The organism is Gracilimonas sp. (genome assembly GCF_031581265.1).
GTDB lineage: Bacteria > Bacteroidota > Rhodothermia > Balneolales > Balneolaceae > Gracilimonas.
This window is the reverse complement of sequence record NZ_JAVLBQ010000004.1, coordinates 100,333-125,541: the sequence shown is the minus strand read 5'-3', so window position 1 is coordinate 125,541 and position 25,209 is coordinate 100,333. Positions and strand designations below refer to the sequence as shown.

The following is a 25,209-nucleotide window of genomic DNA, read 5'->3' as shown; positions in this document are numbered from 1 at the left end:
TATTGTGGAGGATGGAGAAATTGTCAATGATCCTTCGGTAGAGGTGCTTGCAAAGATGGCAGTGAGTCACGCCAAAGCCGGTGCCGATATGTTAGCTCCGTCTGATATGATGGATGGCCGAATTTGTGCCATGAGGGACGCTTTAGATGAAGCCGGGTTTGAAAACACAGGAATCATGGCATACAGTGCTAAATATGCCTCTGCATTTTATGGTCCATTCAGAGATGCGCTCGACTCTGCTCCCGGATTTGGAGACAAGAAAACTTATCAGATGAATCCAGCCAATGTAGATGAAGCACTCCGCGAAGTGGAACTGGACATCAACGAAGGAGCGGATATTGTGATGGTTAAACCGGGTATGCCTTATTTGGATGTAGTCCGGGCTGTGAAGCAGAATTTTAATATTCCGGTTTCGGTTTATAATGTGTCTGGTGAATATGCAATGATCAAAGCTGCCGCCGAAAAGGGCTGGCTGAATGAAAAGGAAGTGATGATGGAATCACTGCTGGCCTTCAAACGGGCCGGTGCCGATCTGATTGCGACTTACTTTGCGAAGGAGGCTGCGAAATTTATCTTAAATAAGTAGTTTGCCTCTCCAGAGTTTAATTGGTTCCGACGCAGAGCGTGCGGAACCAGGTTAATCATTTGGAACAGAAAGTTCGATTAATAAGTAAAGTCCTCCCGTGAGGGAGGTGCCGGAGTGAGTGAATACGAACTCTGGCGGAGGGTGTAAGCCAAGGGCAGTGAGCTTGGTAAATGACTTTATATACCTTGGTGCCAACACCCCTCAAAATCAGTCAGGAACAACTGACTGATTTATCTCCCCTCAAGGGGAGACTATTTAAAAGCATGGAATAAATATCTAATTGAATTCAAGTTATACATACATGAGTTACCCCAAAAGCAAAGAACTCTACGAACGTGCATCCAAAGTCATTCCCGGTGGAGTGAATTCCCCGGTTCGGGCCTTTAACAGTGTAGGTGGAACGCCAATCTTTATCACTAAAGCGAAAGGTGCATATTTATGGGATGAGGACGGAAATAAATATATCGACTACATTAGTTCGTGGGGACCAATGTTACTTGGACATGCCGACCCGGATGTAGTGAAAGCCGTACAGGAAACAGCTGTTAATTCCACTTCATTTGGTGCACCAACTAAGCTTGAAGTGGAGATGGCAGAATTGATCACTAATTCTGTGCCCGGTGTTGATAAAGTCCGAATGGTGAATTCCGGAACCGAAGCTACCATGAGTGCCATCCGCGTAGCACGTGGGTATACCGGGAAGAATAAAATCATCAAGTTTAAAGGAAATTATCACGGACACGGAGATTCTTTTCTTATTGAAGCGGGAAGTGGGGCCTTAACGATGGGCGAGCCAAGCAGTCCGGGCGTAACCGAAGGAACTGCCAAAGACACGCTGAATGCCAAATACAATGATTTGGATTCGGTGAAGAAATTGGTGGAAGCCAATAAAGATGATATGGCAGCCATCATCCTGGAACCAATTGCCGGTAACATGGGCTGTATTCCTCCAAAAATTGGATTTCTGAAGGGACTAAGGGAACTTTGTGATCAGTATGATATCGTCCTCATCTTCGACGAAGTGATGACCGGTTTCCGTGTTGATTTTCAGGGTGCACAAAAAGTGTATGATGTAACGGCGGACATGGTGACTTATGGTAAAATTATCGGAGCGGGATTACCGGTAGGAGCATATGGCGGTAAGGAAGAAATTATGGATTACGTGGCTCCAACCGGGCCGGTTTATCAGGCCGGAACCTTATCCGGAAATCCGTTGGCGATGGCAGCCGGATTTACGCTGCTTAAAAAGTTGAAGGAGAATCCACAGGTGTATGATGAGCTGGAGAAAAAAGCTTCGGTATTAGCTAATGGCATCGGACAGATCCTCAGCGAGCATGACATTCCCCATACCATAAACCGCGTGGGTTCAATGGTAGGAGTATTTTACTGTGAAGGTCCGGTAGAAACATTTGATGATGCCAATCGCACTGACAAAAAATTATTTGGAAAAATCTTCCATGGGATGTTAAAACGAGGGGTGCATTTACCTCCATCCCCGTTTGAAGCTTTCTTTTTAAGTAATGCACTCACGTCTGACGATATCAGTAACACCCTGACTGCTTTTGAAGAGACCATTCCTAAGATAGCCAAAAAGTAGGACGGATAGGTTATCCGTCCAAAATTAATTCACTAAAAGTGATGTATTAATTTTTAACTAAATTAATAACCTGTGTTAAATCAAAGCGATTATATCATGCGGCAAATACAGCAGCTCTCTCAGGTTTTGGGCAGGGTCATAGCTGCAGTAATTGGATTGAAAGGATCAGGGCAGACCCAGCAAGCCATTGAAATCACCAATAAAGCACTAAATGAAGAGTTAAAACTGGATATTGATGCTTTGTTGGAAATGAAGCCGGAAGAAATGCTCCAGTTTTTAGAAGAAAAAGAGGGCATGAATGAAGAGAACCTGGAACGGGTAGCTGATTTGTTCTTAGAACTTGGGAAGAAGATGAAAGAAGAACAAATTCAACCCGAAAAAATGAAAGTATTCTTCAGGCGGGCTCTTCAAATCTATACGTACATTGAAGGTCAGGGTAACATCTATTCCATTGATCGAAATCACAAAATTCAGAAGCTTAATGAAATGCTTGAATAGTGATCTACTATGAATTACAGCGGTTCAACTGGATAAATTCGTCTCCCCTTTAATCTTGTCATATTCCTCATCATTGGGTTCCCACAACTCAATTTTGACTCCGTTTGGGTCCATAATCCACCCGAACTTACCGTAGTAGAACTCTTCAATTTCTCCGATTATTTCAACGCCTTCATCTTTTAATACAGCCAGCAATTCGGTAAGATTCTCAACCCGATAGTTAATCATTACATCTTTTTTGCTTGGGCGGGTATACTCGGTATCCTGATCAAAGAAACTCCATGCTGTGTATCCTTTTTTATCGGGATTTTGTACATGTCGCCATTCAAATGTGGCTCCATATTTTCCGGATTCAATCCCAAGGTGTTTTCGGTACCAGTTTTTTGTGGATTCCGGATTTTCAACTTTTAAGAAAATACCGCCGATGCCGGTCACTCGTTTTTCCATATCCTGCCTTTTTTGTTATTGAAATTTCTATTATTTGTCCCACCTTAAAATAAGCTGACACAACAAAAGACAGTATTTTTTCCGTCTTTTATACGTTTTACAACAATGATGTAGGGTTTAGTCCCTTGAGATCATCTGCCACAAATTTTCGTCCCTTTCGCACGAGTACTCCATCTAAATAGACATTTGCACCAATGCAAACAAGGTCCCAGTGAATATTACTGGAGTTGCCGTTGGGTGCAACTTCATAGTCTTTTCCAAGCGTAAGGTGATTAGAGCCGTAAATTTTTTCATCAAACAAAATATCATACATCGGGCTTTCGATGACCGGGTTTAGCCCAAAACTGAATTCCCCAAATCGACGTGCTCCTTCATCGGTATCGAGGATATCTTTGAGCGCTTCATTGTTTGAAGAATCAAAATCAACGACCACACCGTTTTCAACTTCAAGCTTTACAAATTCAAAGGGTTTGCCCTGGTATACGGAAGGTGCGTAGGTGATTACTCCATTTACAGAGTCTAAGACAGGAGAGGTAAAAAGCTCCCCATCAGGGATGTTACGCTTGCCAAAACAGGGAACCCAGTTTTGTCCTTTAACAGAAAACTTAATGTCTGTTCCTTCTCCTTTAAGGTGGATTTCATCGGTCGCTCGGAGTCGTTTTTCAAGGGGTTTCATGGCTTCCTCGAGCTGACCGTAATCAACCAAACAAGCATCATAATAGAACTCAGTAAAAGCACGGGTTGGCATCTTGGCATTCATGGCAAAAGCAGGAGAGGGGTAGCGCATGATGCACCAGTTTGTATTATTGACGCGCTCATCAAAGTGAACAGGCTTTAGGAAATATTCGGAATAAGCTTTGTTTGCTTCTTTTCCTGCTTGTGAGTTCTCATAAATATTTTGGGAAGCCCGAATACCGATAAAGGCATCCATCTGTTTCATTTTGGGAAGCTGATCAACAGTAGCCTGATTTTTCCAGAATGACTCGTTGCCATTTTCGAGTAAAATTCTGTGCGTTTCGGCATCTTCAATTTGAACAAAAGGGTGCGCATCTTTTTCTCGTATTTGTTCTACGAGCGCCCGAAGTAAATCAATGCCATTTAAACCTATGAGCTGAACCATTACATTTTGGTCTTTTTGGACTTCGGTACTGTGCTCAAGGATTAGAGACGCAAGTTGTTGATCTTTAGTTGAAATCATATTCGATTTATTAATTAAATATTCGGGTTAGATATCTTTTGTATGAAGTTAGTGTGTTCCAATTTGAACTACTTCATCACAGAGAGAAATTTCATTTGGGTCATTTGAAGCAAGGAAAACTAATTTGTTCTCTTCACGTGCCTTTTTAACAATGGAAGAAACCAATTCATGCCCGTGTTTATCCAGGTTGGAGCCCGGTTCATCGAGCATTAAAATGTCGGGATCTCTGACTAATGCCGCAGCTAATTTGGCCCGTTGTTTTTGTCCGGTTGACAAACTACCATACATCTGATCTTTAAGATGCGGAATTTGTACGCGGTCAAGTAAAGGGTGAAGAATTTCTTCATCAGCTTTTTCTCCACCTACCTCAAGCAAAAACACAAGATTTTCGAAAACAGAAAGCTCATCATAAAGGCTGATGTAAGGGGCGGTATAGCCAATGTGGGCTTTTACCTGCTTTTGGTCCATTTCGTCATCAAGATTCTTCCAGGTGATTTCACCTTTGTTTGGTTTAAGCAGATACGCAAGACATTTTAACAAGGTAGATTTCCCGCTCCCGTTTGATCCGGCAATACCAAGAACACCACTTTCATGCTCAAAATTGAGTTCTTTAAATACCGTATGTCGGTTAAATTTTTTGGTCAGGTTGGTGACTTGTAACGAAATCATACCCCAAAGGTAGTAACTTTATAATTAATACAAATTCCGATTCAGTTCATAAAGTTTGAAAACATGAAAAAATAACGAAATACTTAATTGTATTGCGGTGAAACAGACATTATTTTCAGTAAAATTTCAAACTAAGCTATGCATTCATCTACAGATAAAATTGTTGAAAATTTGTTGGGTAAAGTTGGTAGAGATAAAGGGTTCTATACTCCTCAATCATTGTCCCAGGCCGGCTTACCTAAAGCTATTGTTGAAAATATAAAGGCAAACCTTCAGATTAAGATAGATGAAGACCTACATCTTCAAACAGCTTGGTCTCAGTCTGATCATCCATCTGTGCAACAGCTTAAAAAAGCGCTGAAAGAACAACTCTATGAACGTGCCCATATCCCAGCCGAAAGTTTAAAAGAGCTACTGAGCGAAGCAGTAGAATCAACCTTGAAAGTGTATTTACAACCCAGAAAGTATTTGGCTGAAGTATTCTTTCAGGATGATGAGCAGCTCGGTTATGATGAAATTGTCAAACGAACCGGCAGATTGTTTGTGTATAAGCATATTGGACAAGCCATTCCCCAGTACATGAAAAAGAGAGACCTGGGTTCTCTTACCAAGGAGCGTTGCAAAGAGCTTGTTGAGAAATTAGATGACCATCTTACAAAAACTTATGAAGCTGAGGACTGGGCAAAAGTGCTTGATTTGCTAAGAAAGTTGGGGGATGGCAAAATTAATGCGGATCTCGTTGCTATATTTTTTGAAGATAAGGCGATGGATGAAGTCGCTGAAGCTTTGAAAAATACGGTTCAGAAAGAATTGGATAGAGATCGGTTAATAGAAATTATAGCTGATCCAGACTCGGTGGATGAAAGAACTAAAAGTGGCAGAGCAAATGAACCATCTGATACATCAGCCATGTTTTCGGAAGATGAGGAAAAAGGGGAGTCAAGACTGGTAGATCAGTTTGCGGATGAGGAGATAGAGGAGGAACCGGAAGAGCCTGAAGAAGATGAAAATTCCTTTAACCGGATGTTCAGTGAGGAAGAGTCTGAAGCACCTATTTTCCAGGAATTTGAAGAGGAGATAGAGGAAGATGATTTGGCTGAGGCTGTTGATGAGCCGGATATTATAGATGAGCCGGAGAAAGAAGAATTGGATCAGAGGCAGATTGCCTTTTCAGAGGAAATAGAAAAGGAGGAGGAAGAAGAACAAATCGACGATGAGGTAGAAAGTCCCAAGCAAAGTCAGGTTCCCCTTCAAGATGAAGAAGACGATGAAGAAAAAGCCGAGGATGATGAAGACGAGCTGAACTCCTGGGTAACCGGTGATGATGATACCGGGGAAGAATTATTCGACTCAGAAGAACATGACGGTGACGCTGAAGACGAGGATGAACCCATTTGGCAACAGTTTATGAGTCCTGAGGAAAAAGAAGCGTTGAAGAGGGAAGAGGAGTCGGAAGAGGATGAAATAATTACGGAAGAACATATTTTTGGGGATGAACCTGATGAGGAAACCGGTGGGGAAGAAGAGGCTCAACCCAGAACAAAAAGCGCTGAGTTAAAAAATTATTTACTCGATAAGGAACCGGTTTTTGTTAATGAATTGTACCAGGGCGATCGAAATGAATATGAAGAATCACTGTCAAGATTAGAGAATCAAAAAAGCTGGAAAGAAGCATCCGATTTTCTTGAAAAGAATGTATTTTCAGCCTATCAAATTGATATGTTTTCAGAAGCTGCCATCGATTTCACCGACAGGCTGCAATCGTATTTTGATGAATATAAATCTTAAGCAATAGTTTTTATGTCAACCAATCCAAAAGTAGAACGACTAAAGAAATTAAGAGAAGAAGCGAAAAAAGGGGGTGGTGAAGCCCGCATCAAAAAGCAACATGACAAAGGGAAGTTAACGGCCCGGGAAAGAGTCGATTTGCTGGTTGACAAAGGCTCCTTTGAGGAAATTGACAAATTTGTGACCCACCGCAGTACCGCTTTTGGTCTGGATAAAAAACAGTTTTTGGGTGATGGTGTGGTAACCGGACTCGGTAAAATTCACGGCCGACCAGTGTACATTTTCAGCCAAGATTTCACGGTATTTGGCGGTTCCCTTTCAGAAACGCATGCTGAGAAAATTTGCAAGGTTATGGATTTGGCTATGAAAAACGGAGTGCCCATCATTGGGTTGAATGACTCCGGCGGTGCCCGCATTCAGGAGGGCGTTTCTTCTTTGGGAGGATATGCGGAAGTATTTTGGAGAAACAGTATGGCTTCCGGCGTGGTACCTCAGATTTCTGCGGTGATGGGCCCTTGTGCCGGTGGTGCTGTATATAGTCCGGCGCTGACTGATTTTATTTTTATGGTGGAAAACACCAGCTATATGTTTGTCACCGGACCTAATGTGGTGAAAACAGTAACACATGAGGAAGTGACCTCAGAAGAATTGGGCGGAGCTTCAGCTCATAATACCAAATCAGGAGTATCTCACTTTTCAAGTCCCAATGATGCGGTATGCCTGAATGATATTCGGGAGTTGATGAAATATGTTCCCCAGAATTGCGAAGAAAAGGTGCCGATGATAGAATCCAAAGAACCGGATTCTGCAAAGGCGAAAGCGCTGGAAGACCTGGTGCCCTTGAATCCCAATAAGCCATATGATATTCATGATGTGATTGCGGGAGTTATGGACAAGGATTCTTTCTACGAAGTTCATAAAGACTATGCGGATAACATCGTGGTTGGCTTTGCTCGCCTTGGTGGACGAAGTGTAGGGGTGGTTGCCAATCAGCCGCTTTCACTGGCCGGAGTGCTCGATATTGATGCCTCCCTGAAAGGAGCCCGTTTTGTCCGATTCTGTGATGCCTTCAATATTCCATTGGTGGTATTTGAAGATGTACCCGGCTTCCTACCCGGAACCGATCAGGAGTGGAATGGCATTATTAAACACGGTGCGAAGCTTTTGTATGCATTCTGCGAAGCTACCGTGCCTAAGATGACGGTTATTACCCGCAAAGCTTACGGTGGCGCTTACGACGTGATGAACTCCAAGCACATCCGTGCCGATTACAATGTTGCCTGGCCAACCGCTGAAATTGCGGTGATGGGAACCAAAGGAGCGGTAGAAATCATCTTCCGTAAAGAAATTGCCAATGCGGATGATCCCGAAGCCAAGCAAAAGGAATTGGAAGATCAGTACAGCGAAAACTTCGCACATCCATATCTGGCGGCCGGACGTGGGTTCATTGATGATGTGATTTTACCATCCGAAACTCGTGAAAAACTCATCAAGCAAATGGAAGCGGCTCAAAATAAAGTGGATACTGTGCCCAAGAAAAAGCATGATAATTTGCCGTTGTAAGAGGGAGTGGTAGTCTGGACCACCGGGTTCAAAATAAGTATGCCACGGAGCAGTATACCTCAATTACTATCTGCTGACCGGGTGCCTGCCTGCCGGCAAAGGCAGGGTCCGCGATGGCATTCCGAACGGGTCGTTCGGAACGAGGTTAAGTATTGTTGAGTAAACACCTAAAGGCATCGCTTTTTGAATTCTTTTGTAATAGACAAGTCAAAATTTCTCAATTCTATAGTATAGATTAATACTTGATATATATATATATATATTATGGTAAGTGTGTCAATTTTAGCTAAAATAATGAGTTATGAAAAAACTGTATATATCTATTGCAATGTTAGCTTTAATTCTTGGATCATTGTTTCCTGCAAATGTAAATGGACGATTCTTAGATGAATGCGAAGACGAGTTATGTTTTTATGGAGTTAAGGAATGCGTTGATGCTAAGCCGCAATATAACTATCAATGTATTGGAGCTGATGATAATTGTGATGAGACAACTGAGTGTTCCATTGATCCTGAATAATTATAATCCATCTAAATAAACTTTTAATTTTAAATGTGAAGCACCAAAATTAATAGGTGCTTCACTTCTTTATAATAGGGTTATATTAATTATGAAATATATTTTATTGACATTAACAGGATTTTTATTTGCAGTGTTACAAAGTAGCTGTAATGATTTGAATTCACATAAAAACAATCAGCTACATCCAAAATTTGATGCTGATCAAGAAAATATAAATTCATTGATGCACAATGATATTGAAGATCAAGAAATAATTAATCTTAAAAATCGATTTCAAAAATTATCTTTGTTAGATGAAATCGATGAAGGATATATTTTTGGGAATATTACTGATATTGAATTTGATAACAATTTCAATTTGTATCTACTTGATTTAGATCAGGTTAAAGTTTTTAAAGTATGGGACTCAGAAATAGATACACTCGGTTCCAAGGGGCGTGGTCCAGGTGAAATGCTATTCCCATGGTCTTTAGAAATTGATTCTCTTAACAATATATATGTAAGTGACTTGCAAAGGGGAATTACTAATATAAAAAGTAATGAGGAAGAGGTAGATATTCTTACCCGCTCATCTTATAGTGATTTAAAAAAAACCGATAATGGATTTTTCTTAAGAAAAGAAATGATTATGTCTCCAAACCCCGAAGGAAAAATCAATACTATTGATTTTTATGACGTTCTAGAAGATACTATAACTTACAGTTTTGGAAATGCCTATAAAAATAGGAATCAATTAGCAGTTCAAAATTATTCTTCAGGGTTAATGGAGTATCTCAAAAGCAATAATATAATATTAACCATCAATATCCACTCTCCTTACCTTTATGCATATAAATCAGGTGAAGAAATTTGGAAAAGAAAAATTGAAAATTTTATTTCTTTTGAAATGACTAGTACTGACGAACCTTTATCGATAAAATATCATACAAAATTTACTGAAAAAGAAAATAAATATGATGAAATAAAAACTCTTGAGCAAATATCAGATAAGTATGTGCTAATTCAAATTCTTCGAGCATCTTTTGATGATAATAGTAACAAAAGAGGTGAAATTAAACTGAAGTCCTATATCTTAGATTCTGAATTAGGCCAAGCTTATAGGATTGATGATATGCACCAAGTAGTAGCAATTAAAGATAACAGATTAGTTATACATGAAAAAACTGATAATTCAAATCTTAAACTTTATTCGTTTTGAAGAAAAATAAATTTTATAGTGTTGCTTTAGGAATTGGAATTTTTGCTATTTGCTTTTTTGCCGCATACTCATTGAAAATTTACTCATTAAATTTTGATATAATTATATCAAGTCAAGAGGAGGTAAAAAGGACAGAAAATTCTAAAGAAGAAATTGTCCTTACTTATATAGGAAGTAGTACTTGTGTTTATTGTAGAAGTCCGAAATTAGATTCTGCTTTAAACTCTGTAGCATCTGAATTAGAGGAAATTTCTTCTAATCAAAAACTGAATTTCAACAAAGTTGGATTAACCAGAGACCGAAACAAAGTATCTGGTATAAAGCATTTATTAGGACTTAAGGTAAGTTTCGATGAAATATCAAGTGGGAACAGTTGGCGAAATTTAGGATTGAATCATTATACCAATGTTCATGAAGCTATTTATGCAACGCCGCAAATTTTATTATCAAAAAGAACTTATGCTGACTCTCTACTAAGCAATAGAATTTGGAATCCAGTAGTAAAAGAAAAAATACTAGCACGATATGTGGGCCTAGATAAAATTACAGAAATAAACTTATCTAAAATTTCATTTTAATTTAGGGCATTTAAAAACTTGCTGTGTTCATTAATAAATTGAGCTCGCTCCCAACCAACCGGTTGGGAGTGGAAGCCTGGACCACCGGGTCCAAAATAAGTGTGCCATGGAGCAGTATGCCTCAATTACTCCCTGCGGACCGGGTGGTCCGCGAAGGCATTCCGAACGGGGTCGTTCGGAACGAGGTTAAAAAAGTGAAATACAAACTTGACTTATTGATTTTTTTTCATTTAATTAAGAGCATAAGAACCAAGTAGATAGATAAAAATATAGGGGCAAATATGATCTCACAAATTCATTTTAAAGTACTTTTGGTAGTAATCTGTACACTATGCATTTCATGCAATAATGAAACCGAAGAAGACTCTGTAATCAGTGAAAGCGATTTTCAAGAAACTGAACATTTGGAATCCATAGCACCTGATATTGAAAATGCGGATGAGTTTTTCGACCCAAGGTTTATTGATGTTTCAGACTCTTTGCTTATCGTATTGGATAACACGAATTCAGATATATTTAAATTTTACAGACTTGATGATTTTTCGTTGGTGGGTACTTTTGGAAATCAGGGGGAAGGGCCGGGTGAGATCAGTTTCCCGGCTTTCATTAATCATGGAGGTTTTAAAGCAGATGAAGAATTTGAATTTTTGGACTGGGGAAGAAAAACTATATCGCGCTATTCGTTAGATCAGGTTTTAAATAATGATCAGGCTGTTCCTATTTTTGAATATATGCTACCACCCGATTTAATTCGTATTCAAAGAGGTATGTTTATTGAAAACGGTAAATATATAATCGGACTGGCGGGCATGCGAGAAGGAAAACTCGCAAAAGTTGATACAAAAACTGATTCTATCGTAGCTATTGCTCCATTCACACCGTTTTTAGAAGAGGCAATTAATCATAGGTCTGTAGGGCTCATTTACTCGGGAGAAATGACTGCCAATGAAGAAAAGCAAAGGATATTAGTTACAACCCGGCGGTTTAAAATTCTTGAGATTTTTGATTACGATCTTAATTTGATTCGTGATACTAGGTTTGAGGCAAATCCGGGTACTGGAAGTGCAAACGAGATTGTAAATACTACAGAAGAAACCTTATATCATTACAATGATGTAACATATACTGATTCATTAATCTATACTTTGCACGAAGGGAATACGAGTGGAAATTATATCAAAGGTGAATCACTTAATGACAGTGAAATACATGTTTTTGATTGGGATGGTAATCCGGTTAAAAAATATAAAGTTGACATTGTATTGTCCCAAATCGCGATCGATAAAAACAATAACAGAATTATTGGTTTACCTACGCCTTTCTCAAGTAAAAGTGTATCCGATTCACCATTAGTTTATTTTGAGCTGTGATAAACTAATATTGTAATCATGATTTTACCTCGCTCCCAACCACCCGGTTGGGAGTGGTAGTCTGGACCACCGGGTCCAAAATAAGTATGCCATGGAGCATATATCTCAATTACTACCTGCGGACCGGGTGGTCCGCGAAGGCATTCCGAACGGGGTCGTTCGGAACGAGGTTAAATGATCATAAATAAATATGGGGTATGTAGTTTTTAGCATCGTTTCAGCCTTAGCATTCGTCAAAACACTCCGAGTTTTAAATTAAACTGTTGGCCCTGTTCAGTGGTCAGACGAGATTTGTGTTTCGTTAGAATGAAATGGGATCGCTTCAAAAAAGTTGATAGCTGAAGTTTGAAAGCTGACAGCTAAATTCCCAAACAACTACCGTATTGCAATAATCCTCCGGTATATTTAGTTTCATATATAAACCAAAACGAAACTAATCGACATGCCCAGTATCACGGTAAAAAATATTCCCAAGGACATTTATGATAAAGTTCGGGAACAGGCAAGTGCACATCATCGGAGTATTAACAGTGAAATTATTGCTTGTTTAGAGCAAACGGTTAAGCCAAAGCAAATTTCTTCCGATGATATTTTGCAGGAAGCCCGAAGATTGCGTAAGAAAGCCAAAGGCAGCCTTTCTTCTGAAGAAATTGAATCTGCCATTAACGAAGGCCGTCCATGATCGTAGTGGATACAAATATACTGGCTCACTTCTGGCTTCCGTCCTATTCAACCGAGCTTTGTGATGCACTTTTTCAAAAAGATCCCGAATGGGTAGCACCCATTCTTTGGCGAAGTGAGTTCCGTAACGTACTTACCTTGTATATAAGAAAAGAATTGATTGACCTTTTTCAGGCTTTACTGATTATGGAAAAGGCAGAACAACAGATGAATGACAAACAGTTTCAGGTCAATTCCGTGCAGGTTTTACAACATGTAAACCAATCAACCTGCTCTTCCTATGATTGTGAATTTGTAAGCTTAGCCAAAGAGTTAGATCTCGCCTTAGTAACTATGCATAAGAAAATACTTCAGGAATTCTCTGAAATAGCTAAACATCCTGAGGAAGTAATTGGAGCTTAAGTTCTATCTCTTCCGATAAATCAAAGCTTGAATTGATCCGACGACTACAGTTTGTCTGATTGAATGAATACAGAGGGCGCTGTTTTTTAGTACTTCTCAATCCTTAGCATTCGTCAGACCACTCCGAGTTTTAAATTAAATATAAGGTCTTGTCAGTGGTCAGACGAGTTTTGGGTTTCCTCAGATTGAAATGAGATCTTCACAAAAAAGCTGATAGCTGAAGTCTGAAAGCTGACAGCTTCCTTCTAAAATTCCCCAATAAGCCCTTTAACCAACCTCGCAAACACATCCTTCTTCTGATCTGCCGCTTCCTTCACTTCGTCGTGATCCAGTTTTTGTGCAGTAACGCCTGCAGCGGCATTGGTGATCAATGAGATGGCAGCGGTTTTTACGCCCAGCCGGGCTGCTTCAATCAATTCGGGGGCGGTGCTCATTCCAACGGCATCTCCGCCCATTTTGCGGAAGGCACGAATTTCTGCTTTACTTTCGTAGCTTGGTCCTTTGGCAAAAAGGTAGGTTCCCATTTGGGTTTCAATTCCAAAGTCACGGGCTATTTGCTTTACTTCCTGTGCATATTCTTCAAAGCTGGAGTTCCAGGTGTTCAAAGCCGGTTCAGAGACCATGGTGTATTGTTTGATGATGCTGTCTATAATCATCAAATCCCCAACCCGGAAACGAAGATTAATGCCTCCGGCTGCATTTGAAATAATCAGCTTATCTACTCCAAAAGCATGGGCAAGTTGAACGGGAAGTACGGTTTTAGCAAAAGCATGTCCTTCATAATGATGGAATCGGCCTGCAAAAGCCAGTACCGTCTTATCCTCAATATTACCGAAAATAAGCGAGCCCGAGTGTCCCTCTACTGTTGATTGTGGTAAGGAAGGAATATCACCATAAGGAATAATTTCAGAATCTTCGATTTCGTCTCCAAAACCACCCAGACCGGAACCAAGAATGACCGCAGCATCAATTTGATTTGGAAGTCCGTGTTCAGTTAAAAATTTTTTGATGTCAGTAATGTAATCAGGCAGGGACATATGATTCTACATTTTCGGTGCTGTATCCTGTTTTATCGTCGTAATCCGTCAGCTTAAACAACGGGTTTCGGTCTTCATGATAAGTTAAAATAGTATAACCTTCTTCAAATGCCAGTTTTGCGAGTTCTTCCCGGCGCTGCTGACTCACTTTCGGCTCAAAATCATATTTGGCCGCATATTTTCGGTTGATGGCTCCTTTGGTTCCGATTACATCACCGGCTTGCAGGTACTTTTGTTCTCCATCATCAAAGAGCAGTACTTGGTGAAATTCGGTATGCCCCCCAATTTTTCGAACGGTTATATCGGGGTAGGGCTGAGCTTCTTCTTCTAAGAAATGTAGATCTGCTTTGGCATCAATGAAAGAGATGAACTCGGTTTTTTCCGCATCATAATATTCTTCTTGGCCAATCAATTTTTCCCATCCTTTTTTTGAAACCCAAATTTTTGCTTCTGGAAAAGTCAGTTCCCAATAACCGTTTTCGCGATGAGCCAAGCCACCAATATGATCGTAGTGCAGGTGACTCAAAAAGATGTCGGTGATATCAAACTCGGTGAGCCCGTGATCATCCAAATTTTCACGAATCACATCCGGACCGGTATCTTGCCCAAATTCTCCAATTCCGCAATCGAATAAATAGTTACGTTCAGGGGTGTGAATCAAAAAAGGATTTAGAGAAAGTTTCAGGGCCCCTTTTGCGGGAGGATCATCCCGGTCAATTCGGACAAACTTCTTGTCGAGCCCAACTGAGAAAGTGCCTTCGTAAAGTGTAGCGGCGTAGGTTTTCATGGTTGAAGCGAGGATGGAGTGTTATTAGTGATATGTATTTGATTTAAGAATTGAAGCTAAGCAAGACTATAAGCCGTCAGCTATCAGACTTCAGCAATCAGCTTTTTTTAAAAAAATACTGAAAGCTGACTGCTGACTGCTGACTGCTACTTTTTCCCTTTCTCCTCAAATTTCTCATAGGCATTAATGATATCACGGACCAATTTGTGGCGGACTACATCTTCCTCTCCAAGATAAACAAAGTCGATGCCGTCAATTTCCTGTAGTATTTTTTGAATGGAAATAAGTCCTGATTGCTGCCGGCGGGGAAGGTCGGTTTGGGTGATATCTCCGGTAATGATAGCCCTGCTGTTAAAACCGATTCGGGTCAGGAACATCTTCATCTGAGTATTCGTAGCATTTTGGGCCTCATCCAGGATCACAAAAGCGTTATTTAACGTTCGTCCACGCATATAAGCAAGTGGAGCAATCTCGATCACATTTTTTGCCAGGTGAAGTTCGAGCCGGTCCCGGTCAATCATATCTTCAAGAGCATCGTAAAGGGGACGTAAATAGGGATCAATCTTTTCTTTGAGATCACCGGGCAGAAATCCGAGATTTTCGCCGGCTTCAACGGCAGGACGAGCTAGTATGATTTTACGGACTTTCCGGTTCTTAAGAGCTTGCACAGCAAGTGCAACGGAGGTGTAAGTTTTACCGGTACCGGCAGGCCCGATAGCAAACACAATATCATTAAGAGTAGAGGATTCTACGATGCGTCGCTGTCCCGGTGTTTTTGCAGTGATGGCCTCCCCGTTATGCGTATGGATAATTGTATCACCGGTTTCATCCAGTGTTCGGATTTGCGGTTTGCGCGCAGTACTTTCCCCTGATTTCAGATTTACCAAGGTATCAACATCTCCTTCAACCACTTTTTTCTTTCGATCCAACAGCTCAAGCATCCCCTCAATAACTTTGGAGGCGGTTTCAACTTCTTCGGCAGGTCCGGTAAGTTTTACACGGTTTCCACGGGAATTAAACTTGGTATTAGGAAAGGCCTTGTCTAGGGCAATCATGTTATGATCGTGCAGGCCAAAAAGAGCCATGGGATCGGCTCCATCCAGTTCAATGATATTTTCGGTAAGTGTCTTTTCGTCTTCTATGGCTATAAAATTTTATTAAATAAAAGTGAGCTTAAAAGATAAGGATTTAGCTGTAGAAATGATTCCTAACGAAATTATTTAAAGCTACCTGATTTTACTGTGTAGCTCTTCAACTCTTGCCGTAATATTTTCTGCCCGGAATACACTGCTTCCGGCCACAAGTACATCGGCTCCCGCTTCTACTACTTTTTCTATGTTTTTTAGATTTACTCCGCCATCTACTTCAATCAAAAAGCCAAGTTCTTTTTCTTCTCTCATTTCTGCTAATTGTCGCAGCTTTTCATAGCTGCTTTCGATAAAACTTTGTCCTCCAAAACCGGGATTAACGCTCATGATGAGTACGAGATCCACATCCTCAAGTATCGGCTCGATGTTCTGTAGTGAAGTTGCAGGATTTACCACCACGCTGGCCATCAACCCATATTTTTTGATGTTTTGAATAGAGCGATGCAGATGTGGACAGGTTTCATAGTGCACGGAAATGAGATCGGCTCCCGCTTCCACAAAATTTTCTACATAGTCATCCGGATTTTCAATCATCAAGTGAACGTCCATAAAAGCTTCCGGTGCTGCTTTTTTTGCAGCTTGTACAATACTTGGACCATAGCTGATGTTGGGAACAAAATGTCCGTCCATAATATCACAATGTATCCAGCTGACACCACCTTTCAGGGTGTCTTTAATATCATTTCCAAGTTGGGTAAAATCAGCGGCTAATATGGAGGGAGCAAGAACGGGTAGTTCGAAATTCATTTAAAGTCAGTTGTTGTTGGGTTGATTGTTCAGTGAATCGGGTGGAGTACTATTTAGAGAATCGGGATTATTTTTGGTGGAGTCAATGATAACCGCACCGCCTTCACTTTGCTCAATAGCTTCAAATCGCTCTGAAATAACAAGATTTAGTGTTTCTCCCTCTCTGAATTGTTTTTGTTTAGGCATGTAATCAAGCACAATATTTGGGATGGTGTCTTGGGTGGGTTTAAAGCGTACTTCACCCACATTTAAACCGGCACGACGTAAGTTCAGCTGTGCTTCTGGGAGCCTGAGTCCGATGACTTCAGGTACCTCTACCATCCGGTCTCCAAGTCCATCACTAACTACCAAATCAACTACGGTGCCTTTTTCAACGGTAGTTCCATCTGGTATAGATTGACGGAGAATTACATTTTTAAAACGGGAAGACTCATAGCTTCGGGAACCAACCGTTAAGCCATAGTTTTGCAGTTGTAATTCGGCATTTCGCAAATTAAGATCTACCACTTTGGGCACAACTACTTTGGGTTTTACTTCCGTATTAACGGTTAGATACACTTTTCGGTTGGGTTTCACAATTTTAGAAGCAGCGGGATTCTGATCAATTACATAATCGGCAGGGTAGGCTGTGTTGGAACGGCGTTCTGCAACTTCAAATCGAAGTCCATAGTCAGCAAGCCTGGTCTGTGCTTCTTCGAGGGAAACTTTGGTTACATCCGGTATGGTAATGCCCTCATTGTAATTGGTGTAGTAAGGCATCACGAATTTATCTGAAACAAAGAGGGTGGCTGCACCTAAAATGATGATCGCCAAACTTCCGAGGTAAAAGTTTTTGTTCGTTAATATGTATTTAATGAAGTCCATAATGAGCTATAATAACAGAAATTTAGAAATGCCAGATTACAGAAAATTGCTCCATTTTCAGCAAGTTGGTTTCCGTTTCAATACGGCTGTTTTTTAGCTGAACGGAGAACAAAGCGTCAAAAGCCGATACAACATGGTTTACCAGCATGAGCTTCAATATGTTCCCTGCAACGCGATAGTTCTCATTAAATTCTTGTGCCTGATCCCGGCCTTGATAAAATAAGTCAAAAGGTTCATCCTCACCATTCCAAAAATATCGATACATATCGGCAGATTGATTGGGAGCGGTAGTGATGGCTCCATACCAGTCTTTCCATCCCGGTTGATACTGGTAATATTTACTTATCAGTTCGTAATATTGCTGCGATCCATAGTCCGGTAATTCATGTGAAAAATTACTGCCAATGCGGTCTTTGAAATAAAATGGGGTCTGTTTTTCCACTCGGTGCAGGAGGGAGATATTTACTTTATCCCAGTCATTTCGGGTATCGGGATTGTTGGAGTTGATGATATAGTCCGGTGTTTTACCGTCAATTTCAGCCTGTAGCTGTTGCCAGTCATTATTGAGGGTGTGCACTTGGGAATAGTTGACCAGCCATTCGGCATAAGCCACTACACTCCAGTTTCGGTGCGTAAATTGCTCATAAGCTTCTTCTTGTTTGCGTGCTTTGGCATTTCTGGCAAGGTGATAAATGAGTCCGGCAGCTTCTACAGCAAAGTATATTCCGGCACGCACCCATTTCCCATTTGCGGCCTGACCTGCACCGGGAATTATGGCTGAGGCTAAAAATGCTGCCCCGGCATTATTTCTCAAGGGAGAAAAAATAGAGTTTTCGTTTGATGTTGCCTGATATCGAAAATCTGAAATATGGATATCATCATTGATGGACTCAGTTTCAGTATCCTTAAAAACTCCACTGCTAAAGTCCCCAACTAACTGGGCGTAAGCACTGCCAAAAAGCAATGAAACTAATAAAGTTAATCCGGTTACTTTTTTCATAACAATTCAAAATCAAAGGTTAAGCCAAAGTGAAATAGCAGTTCCCCACCATAAGATACCTGATTACTTTCAGAATTTGTGATGAAATCATCAGGAAGTGTTAAATCAAAACGGTTGAAACCGTAGGAGGTGCTGATGAAAAACTTAAGTGGGAATAAATAATATCCGTTCATCGCTACCCTAAGTTCGGCTCCAATTCCAGACTTTAAGTTATTACCTGTATCGTACGGACTTTCCCAGCCATTTCCGGTTTCAAAAAAGAAACGGGCAAAGACTTTATCCAGCATGTAAGGGCCAACTTGTTTATTGATGCCCCTGTAGATGGGGGCGAACCAAGACAAACTTGTAAAGGCCGTGGTACTACCTCCCAGAGCGAAGTAGGGGTAACTTCTCATCCCCATAAAGCCACCCACATAATCGGCGTAAAAAGAATCTCCGGGTTCATTGAAATAATGAAACCCACGAACCCGGGCTTGGAACGCTTGATCTCCAAATGTTTTAAACCCATACCTGAGATGTACTTCGGTAGAATGATTTTGAGAATTCTTGAAAACCGGTTTCAGAGAACCATCCTCGATTTCATATTCTTCCAATAATTTTGAGGGTTGATACTGATAACGCAGATATCCTTTGAGTCCAAGCGGGGCAATATCGGCATCATTAGAATACATGTAGTAATCAAAGGTATAAGAGGCAGAAAGAGTCGTTCCACGAAAATATTGAGAGGAAGAGCCACTTACCTGCTGCTTTAGTTCCCGTGAATAAAAGTTATCCGTTGAAACCCTATATGGACTATATGATAGCCCCAGTTCCAAAATGCTTCTCCGGTTTAATTTACTTCTGAAATAAATACCCGCTTCCCAAATATCGTATGCGATATCGGTTTGAATAGTATCGGGGAGACAGGAGGTGCACGGGAATTCTTCGATAGAAAGTCCATCGGCAACATTTCGGCGTTGGTTATACACTTCAATGGCTACGGTAGGAGACCAACTTCGCTCTATGAAAGGCAACCCTCTATGTTCGGCAATTAAAAAGGCATCGCGGTCAAGACCTAAAAGTCGGTCCGGCCTAAAAAATCCTCCAACACTTTCAGCAGATTCAGAGGCTACACCCAGCATCAAGCCGCCAAAAAGGCTAAGTTTGTCAATCACATCACGAGATGACATATACACGCCGGGTTTGGCATCACGAAGTAAATTCTGTCCAAATTTTCCAAATTTTCCGTTTTTAATCAATGAACCATTGTTTCCATATCTCTTGGAATAATTATCAAACCGAATTACCGGGAAAAAGCTGAATCCAGAGTACGTGTCTTCATATTCTCTGAAGGTGCGTTCACTGTTTTCCGAAATATCCGGAATAGTGAATGTATAGTTACCGGTATCAGCGATAGCCTCTTCTTGATCTGAAAAGGGTTTTAGATCAGTATCATCAAAATTATTGAGTTGTAGAGTGTACTCGGGAGTAATTCTGGTATTGCTTTCCACCACCAGCTCCGTTTCATAAGATCCTTTAGGCTGAGTTTCTAATAATTGGGAAAGGGAGACCGATTTAATCTTATATCCGTCTGTCTGATATTCTGAGAAATAGAGTTCATTTTCTTTACTGAGGTATGGCATAAATGCTCCACCGATAACAGAAGTCAGTTTTTGCGGATTGTTTTGATTCGCATTAAGATCAATCCGGTAAATATTGAAAATGCCATCGGGGTTTGCTGCATAGTAGAGATATTGCCCATCGTGACTTATAAAAGGATCTCTAAAGTCGGTATCGGGAGACTTCAGAACAGGGGTGATTTCACCGGATTCTAAATTATAACTGAAAATATCCCGGTTACCTACGTTAGCTTTAGCAAAATATATTTTAGAATCGTCAGTACTCCAGTTTGGCGTAAAGAGCGTTTCACCACGCTTAAAATTGGTAAGCTGTTTTATAGAATCAGTTTTTTGGGGATAGAGAAGTACCAAATTTTGTGTTCCTTCGCTATACTGTATAGCAGCAATTGTATCTCCTTTTTTATTCCAACTTGGAAACTGAATCCGTGCACTGTGCGTCAGTCGTTCACTTTCTTCTTTGTCGATGTCATAGAGATAAATATCACGATAAGATTCCCCATATTTATTTTTTTTGTTTTTCGCATAAGCAATTTGATCTCCATCAGGGGAAAAAGAGATTGAGGTTTCCAGAAAGGATACTTCCGGCTTTAAAGAACTGATGTGATTTTTTTGCGTGTGAATCTCACTGTTTTCAAGCACGGCTATTTCTTTTTCTTCTCCTTCCAACTCTTTGAGATATAGTGAAAGCAATCCATAATCAACCCCCTTGTTTGAAACATAGGCTAGTTTGGATTGATCAGTGGAGAGAGTTGGATAAAAGTTAAAGAACCCAGAGGGTTCAACAGTATCGGCCGGAGTTGGATTTATACTTTCAGTCGCTTTTTCATAAAAGGCCGTACGCTCAGCAATCCAGTCATCAAAAATATCATATCCTGAAATACCCGTGCTCATTTCAATAGCTTCAGCTACGGTGTAAACGCCTTTCTGACCAAGAGCTACAGAAATTTCTCGCAAAATATTATCGCCAAAACGTTCGGCAAGATAAATGGTAAAAGCATAGCCCTGATTATACACTGTTTCTCGCTCCAGGCTGGATTTAGAAGAAAAAGTCCCCATTCCATCTAACGAAAAATAGGTGTCTGAAAGAATACGAGTGCGTAAAATCATATCGCGGTGGCTATCCCAGGTATCATAATTAAGTCCTTCTGTTTGGTATTGGGCCGTACCCTCAGCCAGCCATGCGGGAATATTCACCGTAGCAAAAGGCATAGTGATGATGCCGTTAGGGAATCCATAAAGTACATCCGGTCGGCGGACATCTTCATAGGAAAGCCACTGCAAGTAAAAAGCAGGAATCTTCCGGGAGCGCTTCATTCCTTTTTGAATTTGAACGATATGCACAAATTCATGAGTAATCACATTTCGAAGCCAATTATGGGTGCCACGTAAGGGTGAGTCAAGAGCGGGCAGCCAGATATCGATCCGGTTATCAAAGAAATAGGCAGCCCCGTTAGAGTAGTCTTCGCGATCTTTTAAAATGATGCTTACTTTTTCATCCGGCTCGTATTCATATAAATCAGTGATAGGAGTATAAATCTCTTCAGCTATACGGGAAGTGACTTTAGCAGAGCGGCTGTTCCCTTCCTGAAAATGTACCAAAAAATGCTCGCTTTCGATGGTAAACCAATCCAAGTGGTTTTGCGGATAGTCATAGAATGTTACATCCACCTGAGCCTTTAAAGTCCCGGAAAATCCCAGCGCAACGATCAATAAAAGGGATAATTTCTTAAGATATCTCATTAGTGTATAACTCCAATTTTAATGAGTTTGGTTTCTGATTTCCCTTCTACGGTTCCTTTTACACGGGCAACATACCCACCGCTGCCCCAGTGTCGGGTTTCAATATTCACCTCTTGAGGGAAACCACCGGATGATTGAACTGTGCGTTGAAAAATTTCACGGCCGTCCATGCTTATAACGGTAATGTCAACTGTTCCGCCCGGCTCAGCCAACTCAAATCGGATATTAGTCTCTTCGTTAGCTGGATTTGGCCAGTTGTAGGTCTCCACTTCATTTAAAACCCCAAAGCTTGAAGGTTGTCCGGTTTTAGTATCTTGAACTCGGGCCGAGACTTTATTGAAATCAGCGTTCCCATAACGGGTCGACCACTTGGTATCTGTGACCTGTGTTAAATTCCATGATTTTAACACACCTTTGTGGCTTACTGCAAACAATGTTCCTTTATAAATAATAGGATGGATAGGTTGTAATTCAGCTGAATTTGCTTTGCCTACATACAACGGAAAGCCCTCGACTAAAGTACCGTCGTTTCTGTATGCGTAAATGTTCATGGAGAGACTATTTTGTCCTACAACGAGGGCGGCATATTCAGCTCCTGAAGTCAATAAATCGGTGTACAAAGGGGTACCTGTAAATTTAATACCATCAGGTGCGGGTATTGGGGTGAAATTTTGAATGCCCCCGATTCTGTTTATACCAATAAGTTGATTATGAATTTTATCAATTCTTAAAAGAGATCCATCATCCAGAATTGCAGGCCACTCAGCTTTATCCTCTTCAAACAAAGTTTTAGCGGGATCATTCTTAACCGGATCAATTAAGGAAAGGCGATCATCTTCAAAAACATAAAACAAATTTCTGTTTCCAAGTTGTATGGCTCCCGTATAAAGTCTGTTTTGGAATGAGGTGGGATTGAAATTGAAGTTTGAAAGGACACTGAAGTCAACCCCCGAATTGGAAGCTTCAGAAAATTCGCCCCCAATAATTTCAGACCTTTGGAAAGGAGTATTTCCAACTGATACATTATTTCCATTTTTTATATCCAGGCCGGCATTGGTAAAATCTGCATGGAGCACCTGTCCGTTTTGGGAACTTATAAACCCTTTATTTGTAGGAATTGAGGAGGTCCAAACCGTATCAAAAGAAATTGTGTTGTTATTCCATGTCAGTGCTGAAACGTCAAGGGTATTGGTATTCTCAGCAGGTTTCTGTGCCAAAATAAGGTACTCACCGATAAATGGCTGCTGAACAGGGGTGTCTGTCAACTGAAATTGTTTGTTTTCAGGATTCGAAATTGAAACTGCCCATGTTTTCTCATGAGCGGGTACAATCAGGAAAGTGTCACTTTGTGTTTCATAGATTGACAGTGAAAGGGGATAATTTTGATAGTAAATATCGTTACCGGTAAAATAATTGAAAGTGGAATCAAGCTTGGCAGTAAATCCTTGGGTATAGACTTCACTAAATGGTTCGGCTGGTTTAATTTTGAATGAAGCGGTTGGTAGGTTTTCAGAAAAATCATAGAGCTCAAAAAACGATGGAGCTCCTGAATTACTGTCATTATTAGGCCTGGTGTCCGGTCCAAAGCGGTTATCATAAAAGCTAATTTCTCTACCGGTTTGAAGGATGACCCGGAAATTATTCCCACTCCACCAAAAATCGAAAGCTGTTCCAAAAGCTGCAGAATTATCCAAAGCACCTGTAATGATTTTCCCTATATCTTGTGAGCCATCTGCTTCCTCAAGATCAATACCCCTTCGGTTTTGATCGGCATTAACCCGGCCGTTTCTAAGTTGCTCATCAATTACGGCTTCGTCAATGTGCCAAATAAGTATACCACCGTTTAAGTTTCGGTCGTCACCAGGGTCATTTTCGTTTTGTCCTGTATCCAAACCTCCGGGTAAGCTAAAATCAAAATTGGAAGCATCTATAAAAGTACCGGCTTCAAGAAGGGTATCGAAACTTGCTTCTTGGTATATGAATGCTTCATCTTGATTAGTGAAGCTTTGTTGAACTTCGTTGCCATCCGGTTTTCTTATGGTAATAGTAATACCTGTTCCCTGAGGATCACGGTGACGATTTTCAATCAAAAAATATTCCGATTCTGAAAGCTCATATTTAGCAATGCTGTTAGGTTGGTTCAAGGCTGCTGCAGGAAGGGTGATTTCATTCTCAAAACTTCGATCGATAAGGAAAGGTGTTTCCCATCCTAAATAAGTTTTTTCCCATGCGGAAGGTTCAGGAGGCAACAGGCCGTTGTAAGCAAAAAATCCGGCTCCGTCCATCAATCCAAAACGACCGATACCGGGATCGCCTGTTTCAGTGTTAAATAAGTCGGGAAGGCCTAAATGACTTCCAATGGAAGCAACCAAAAGCCCGTTGATGGAAAGCGGGAATGCAAATTCGTTATCCTGAATATCGAGTCCGCGCCGCGTTTCGGTTCTTGGTATAATCATCGAGTTGGGTACTCTAAAACTGCCATCATTCACCGAAAAACCGTTAAAAGATGGATCATTTAATAGAGTTTTAAAATTTCGTTTTTGTAAATAAAGGGAGGGAATATCGAATGGGGTAATGTCAAGGCTGGTTCCGGTGAGTTCAATATCACGTCCAACACCGGCGTGAAAAATAATGAAGGCGGTATTATCAGGATTAAGACCGGAGGCATCAAAATTGTCACCTTCTTCTACTTTTTGCCATGCATCGCGAGCAAGTTCAGCGACTTTTTCATTGGTAAACGTTTCGCCTATGGGAGCATATTCTTCCATTTTTTTGGGTAGGCGATAAATATCGGGCAGTACCCTGTAATTTATGGTAAGCTGATTGTCGGATGCTTTCTCATAATAGTTTTTGGCAAACTCGAGATGAGCTTCAAAATAATTTTGATTGTGGGGCAGAGGATCAATCCGGAAATCTTCTTCGTTTTTAAGGAAGGGAAGTCCTTCCATACCGTCGGCACCAAATATACCGGTTCCTGTAGTCAACCTGTTGCTATCCGGTTGAAATTCTACCATAATAGCAATTACGTTAAGTGTACCGGTGGCATTAAGGTTATTACTTAACTGTAGTTGCTGATCAGAAATAGCATGAGATCGCTTAACCTGAACTTGTTGGGCTACAGAGATTTTAAAAATAAAAAAGAAGAGCATGCTAAAAATTAACATGCTCT

22 protein-coding genes are annotated in these 25,209 nt (G+C 40.7%); 11 read left to right on the top strand and 11 right to left on the bottom strand.

The annotated features are described in order from the left end of the window. From hemB to RI561_RS03135, 3 genes are all read left to right on the top strand, one after another. A partial coding sequence (gene hemB, locus RI561_RS03145) for a porphobilinogen synthase (RefSeq protein ID WP_395078770.1) occupies nt 1–586 on the top strand: 586 nt, incomplete at its 5' end. Between the two features lie 301 nt (nt 587–887). Next, nucleotides 888–2,183 carry a glutamate-1-semialdehyde 2,1-aminomutase gene (gene hemL, locus RI561_RS03140; protein ID WP_395078769.1) on the top strand — a complete coding sequence of 432 codons (1,296 nt, stop codon included), beginning with the start codon at nt 888–890 and terminating at the stop codon, nt 2,181–2,183. Between the two features lie 96 nt (nt 2,184–2,279). Next, nucleotides 2,280–2,681, top strand: coding sequence for a hypothetical protein (locus RI561_RS03135; protein WP_395078768.1), 402 nt, complete (start codon nt 2,280–2,282; stop codon nt 2,679–2,681). A gap of 24 nt (nt 2,682–2,705) precedes the next feature. Here the strand turns inward: RI561_RS03135 and RI561_RS03130 are convergent, their stop codons facing one another. The 3 genes from RI561_RS03130 to RI561_RS03120 all read right to left on the bottom strand — a co-directional run bounded on the left by RI561_RS03130 (nt 2,706) and on the right by RI561_RS03120 (nt 4,995). Continuing rightward, a complete protein-coding gene (locus RI561_RS03130) occupies nt 2,706–3,128 on the bottom strand; it encodes a VOC family protein (RefSeq protein WP_395078767.1) in 423 nt (140 codons plus the stop codon). 97 nt (nt 3,129–3,225) lie between these two features. Continuing rightward, nucleotides 3,226–4,326, bottom strand: coding sequence for an aminopeptidase (locus tag RI561_RS03125; protein WP_395078766.1), 1,101 nt, complete (start codon nt 4,324–4,326; stop codon nt 3,226–3,228). A gap of 48 nt (nt 4,327–4,374) precedes the next feature. Next, nucleotides 4,375–4,995 carry an ATP-binding cassette domain-containing protein gene (locus RI561_RS03120; protein ID WP_395078765.1) on the bottom strand — a complete coding sequence of 207 codons (621 nt, stop codon included), beginning with the start codon at nt 4,993–4,995 and terminating at the stop codon, nt 4,375–4,377. Between the two features lie 138 nt (nt 4,996–5,133). On the opposite strand from RI561_RS03120, the gene RI561_RS03115 reads away from it, so the two are divergent. The 8 genes from RI561_RS03115 (at nt 5,134) to RI561_RS03080 (ending at nt 13,098) form a co-directional block, all read left to right on the top strand. After that, entirely contained in the window at nt 5,134–6,783 is a 1,650-nt protein-coding gene (locus RI561_RS03115; protein ID WP_395078764.1) for a hypothetical protein, read from the top strand. Nucleotides 6,784–6,795: 12 nt separating this feature from the next. Continuing rightward, nucleotides 6,796–8,346 (top strand): acyl-CoA carboxylase subunit beta, encoded by a 1,551-nt coding sequence (locus tag RI561_RS03110; protein WP_395078763.1) that lies wholly within the window; start codon nt 6,796–6,798, stop codon nt 8,344–8,346. 301 nt (nt 8,347–8,647) lie between these two features. Then, nucleotides 8,648–8,866 carry a hypothetical protein gene (locus RI561_RS03105; protein ID WP_395078762.1) on the top strand — a complete coding sequence of 73 codons (219 nt, stop codon included), beginning with the start codon at nt 8,648–8,650 and terminating at the stop codon, nt 8,864–8,866. 91 nt (nt 8,867–8,957) lie between these two features. Next, nucleotides 8,958–10,067 (top strand): hypothetical protein, encoded by a 1,110-nt coding sequence (locus RI561_RS03100; protein ID WP_395078761.1) that lies wholly within the window; start codon nt 8,958–8,960, stop codon nt 10,065–10,067. Further along, nucleotides 10,064–10,645: a hypothetical protein gene (locus tag RI561_RS03095; protein WP_395078760.1), complete on the top strand. Its 582-nt coding sequence runs from the start codon at nt 10,064–10,066 to the stop codon at nt 10,643–10,645. Before RI561_RS03100 ends, RI561_RS03095 begins: the two co-directional genes overlap by 4 nt. A gap of 281 nt (nt 10,646–10,926) precedes the next feature. Then, on the top strand, nt 10,927–12,015 hold the full coding sequence (locus RI561_RS03090; protein WP_395078759.1) for a BF3164 family lipoprotein: 1,089 nt from the start codon (nt 10,927–10,929) through the stop codon (nt 12,013–12,015). 442 nt (nt 12,016–12,457) lie between these two features. Further along, nucleotides 12,458–12,697, top strand: coding sequence for an Arc family DNA-binding protein (locus RI561_RS03085; RefSeq protein WP_395078758.1), 240 nt, complete (start codon nt 12,458–12,460; stop codon nt 12,695–12,697). After that, nucleotides 12,694–13,098, top strand: a complete 405-nt coding sequence (locus tag RI561_RS03080) for a type II toxin-antitoxin system VapC family toxin (protein WP_395078757.1) — start codon at nt 12,694–12,696, stop codon at nt 13,096–13,098. The genes RI561_RS03085 and RI561_RS03080 overlap by 4 nt, the downstream gene beginning before the upstream one ends. Nucleotides 13,099–13,343: 245 nt before the next feature. Here the strand turns inward: RI561_RS03080 and RI561_RS03075 are convergent, their stop codons facing one another. The 8 genes from RI561_RS03075 to RI561_RS03040 all read right to left on the bottom strand — a co-directional run bounded on the left by RI561_RS03075 (nt 13,344) and on the right by RI561_RS03040 (nt 25,189). Next, the gene (locus tag RI561_RS03075) at nt 13,344–14,135 is read right to left on the bottom strand and encodes a purine-nucleoside phosphorylase (RefSeq protein WP_395078756.1); all 792 of its coding nucleotides are present in this window, start codon (nt 14,133–14,135) and stop codon (nt 13,344–13,346) included. Next, on the bottom strand, nt 14,122–14,922 hold the full coding sequence (locus RI561_RS03070) for an MBL fold metallo-hydrolase (protein WP_395078755.1): 801 nt from the start codon (nt 14,920–14,922) through the stop codon (nt 14,122–14,124). Before RI561_RS03070 ends, RI561_RS03075 begins: the two co-directional genes overlap by 14 nt. A 146-nt stretch (nt 14,923–15,068) precedes the next feature. Then, on the bottom strand, nt 15,069–16,007 hold the full coding sequence (locus RI561_RS03065; protein ID WP_395078754.1) for a PhoH family protein: 939 nt from the start codon (nt 16,005–16,007) through the stop codon (nt 15,069–15,071). Nucleotides 16,008–16,148: 141 nt separating this feature from the next. Next, a complete protein-coding gene (gene rpe, locus RI561_RS03060; RefSeq protein ID WP_395078753.1) occupies nt 16,149–16,817 on the bottom strand; it encodes a ribulose-phosphate 3-epimerase in 669 nt (222 codons plus the stop codon). A 6-nt stretch (nt 16,818–16,823) separates the two neighbouring features. Continuing rightward, on the bottom strand, nt 16,824–17,681 hold the full coding sequence (locus RI561_RS03055) for a PASTA domain-containing protein (protein ID WP_395078752.1): 858 nt from the start codon (nt 17,679–17,681) through the stop codon (nt 16,824–16,826). Between the two features lie 22 nt (nt 17,682–17,703). Further along, nucleotides 17,704–18,681 carry a DUF5683 domain-containing protein gene (locus RI561_RS03050; protein ID WP_395078751.1) on the bottom strand — a complete coding sequence of 326 codons (978 nt, stop codon included), beginning with the start codon at nt 18,679–18,681 and terminating at the stop codon, nt 17,704–17,706. After that, a complete protein-coding gene (locus RI561_RS03045) occupies nt 18,678–22,040 on the bottom strand; it encodes a hypothetical protein (RefSeq protein WP_395078750.1) in 3,363 nt (1,120 codons plus the stop codon). The genes RI561_RS03050 and RI561_RS03045 overlap by 4 nt, the downstream gene beginning before the upstream one ends. Then, complete coding sequence (locus RI561_RS03040) at nt 22,040–25,189, bottom strand: T9SS type A sorting domain-containing protein (RefSeq protein ID WP_395078749.1); 3,150 nt, start codon at nt 25,187–25,189, stop codon at nt 22,040–22,042. Before RI561_RS03040 ends, RI561_RS03045 begins: the two co-directional genes overlap by 1 nt. Nucleotides 25,190–25,209: the final 20 nt, after the last annotated feature.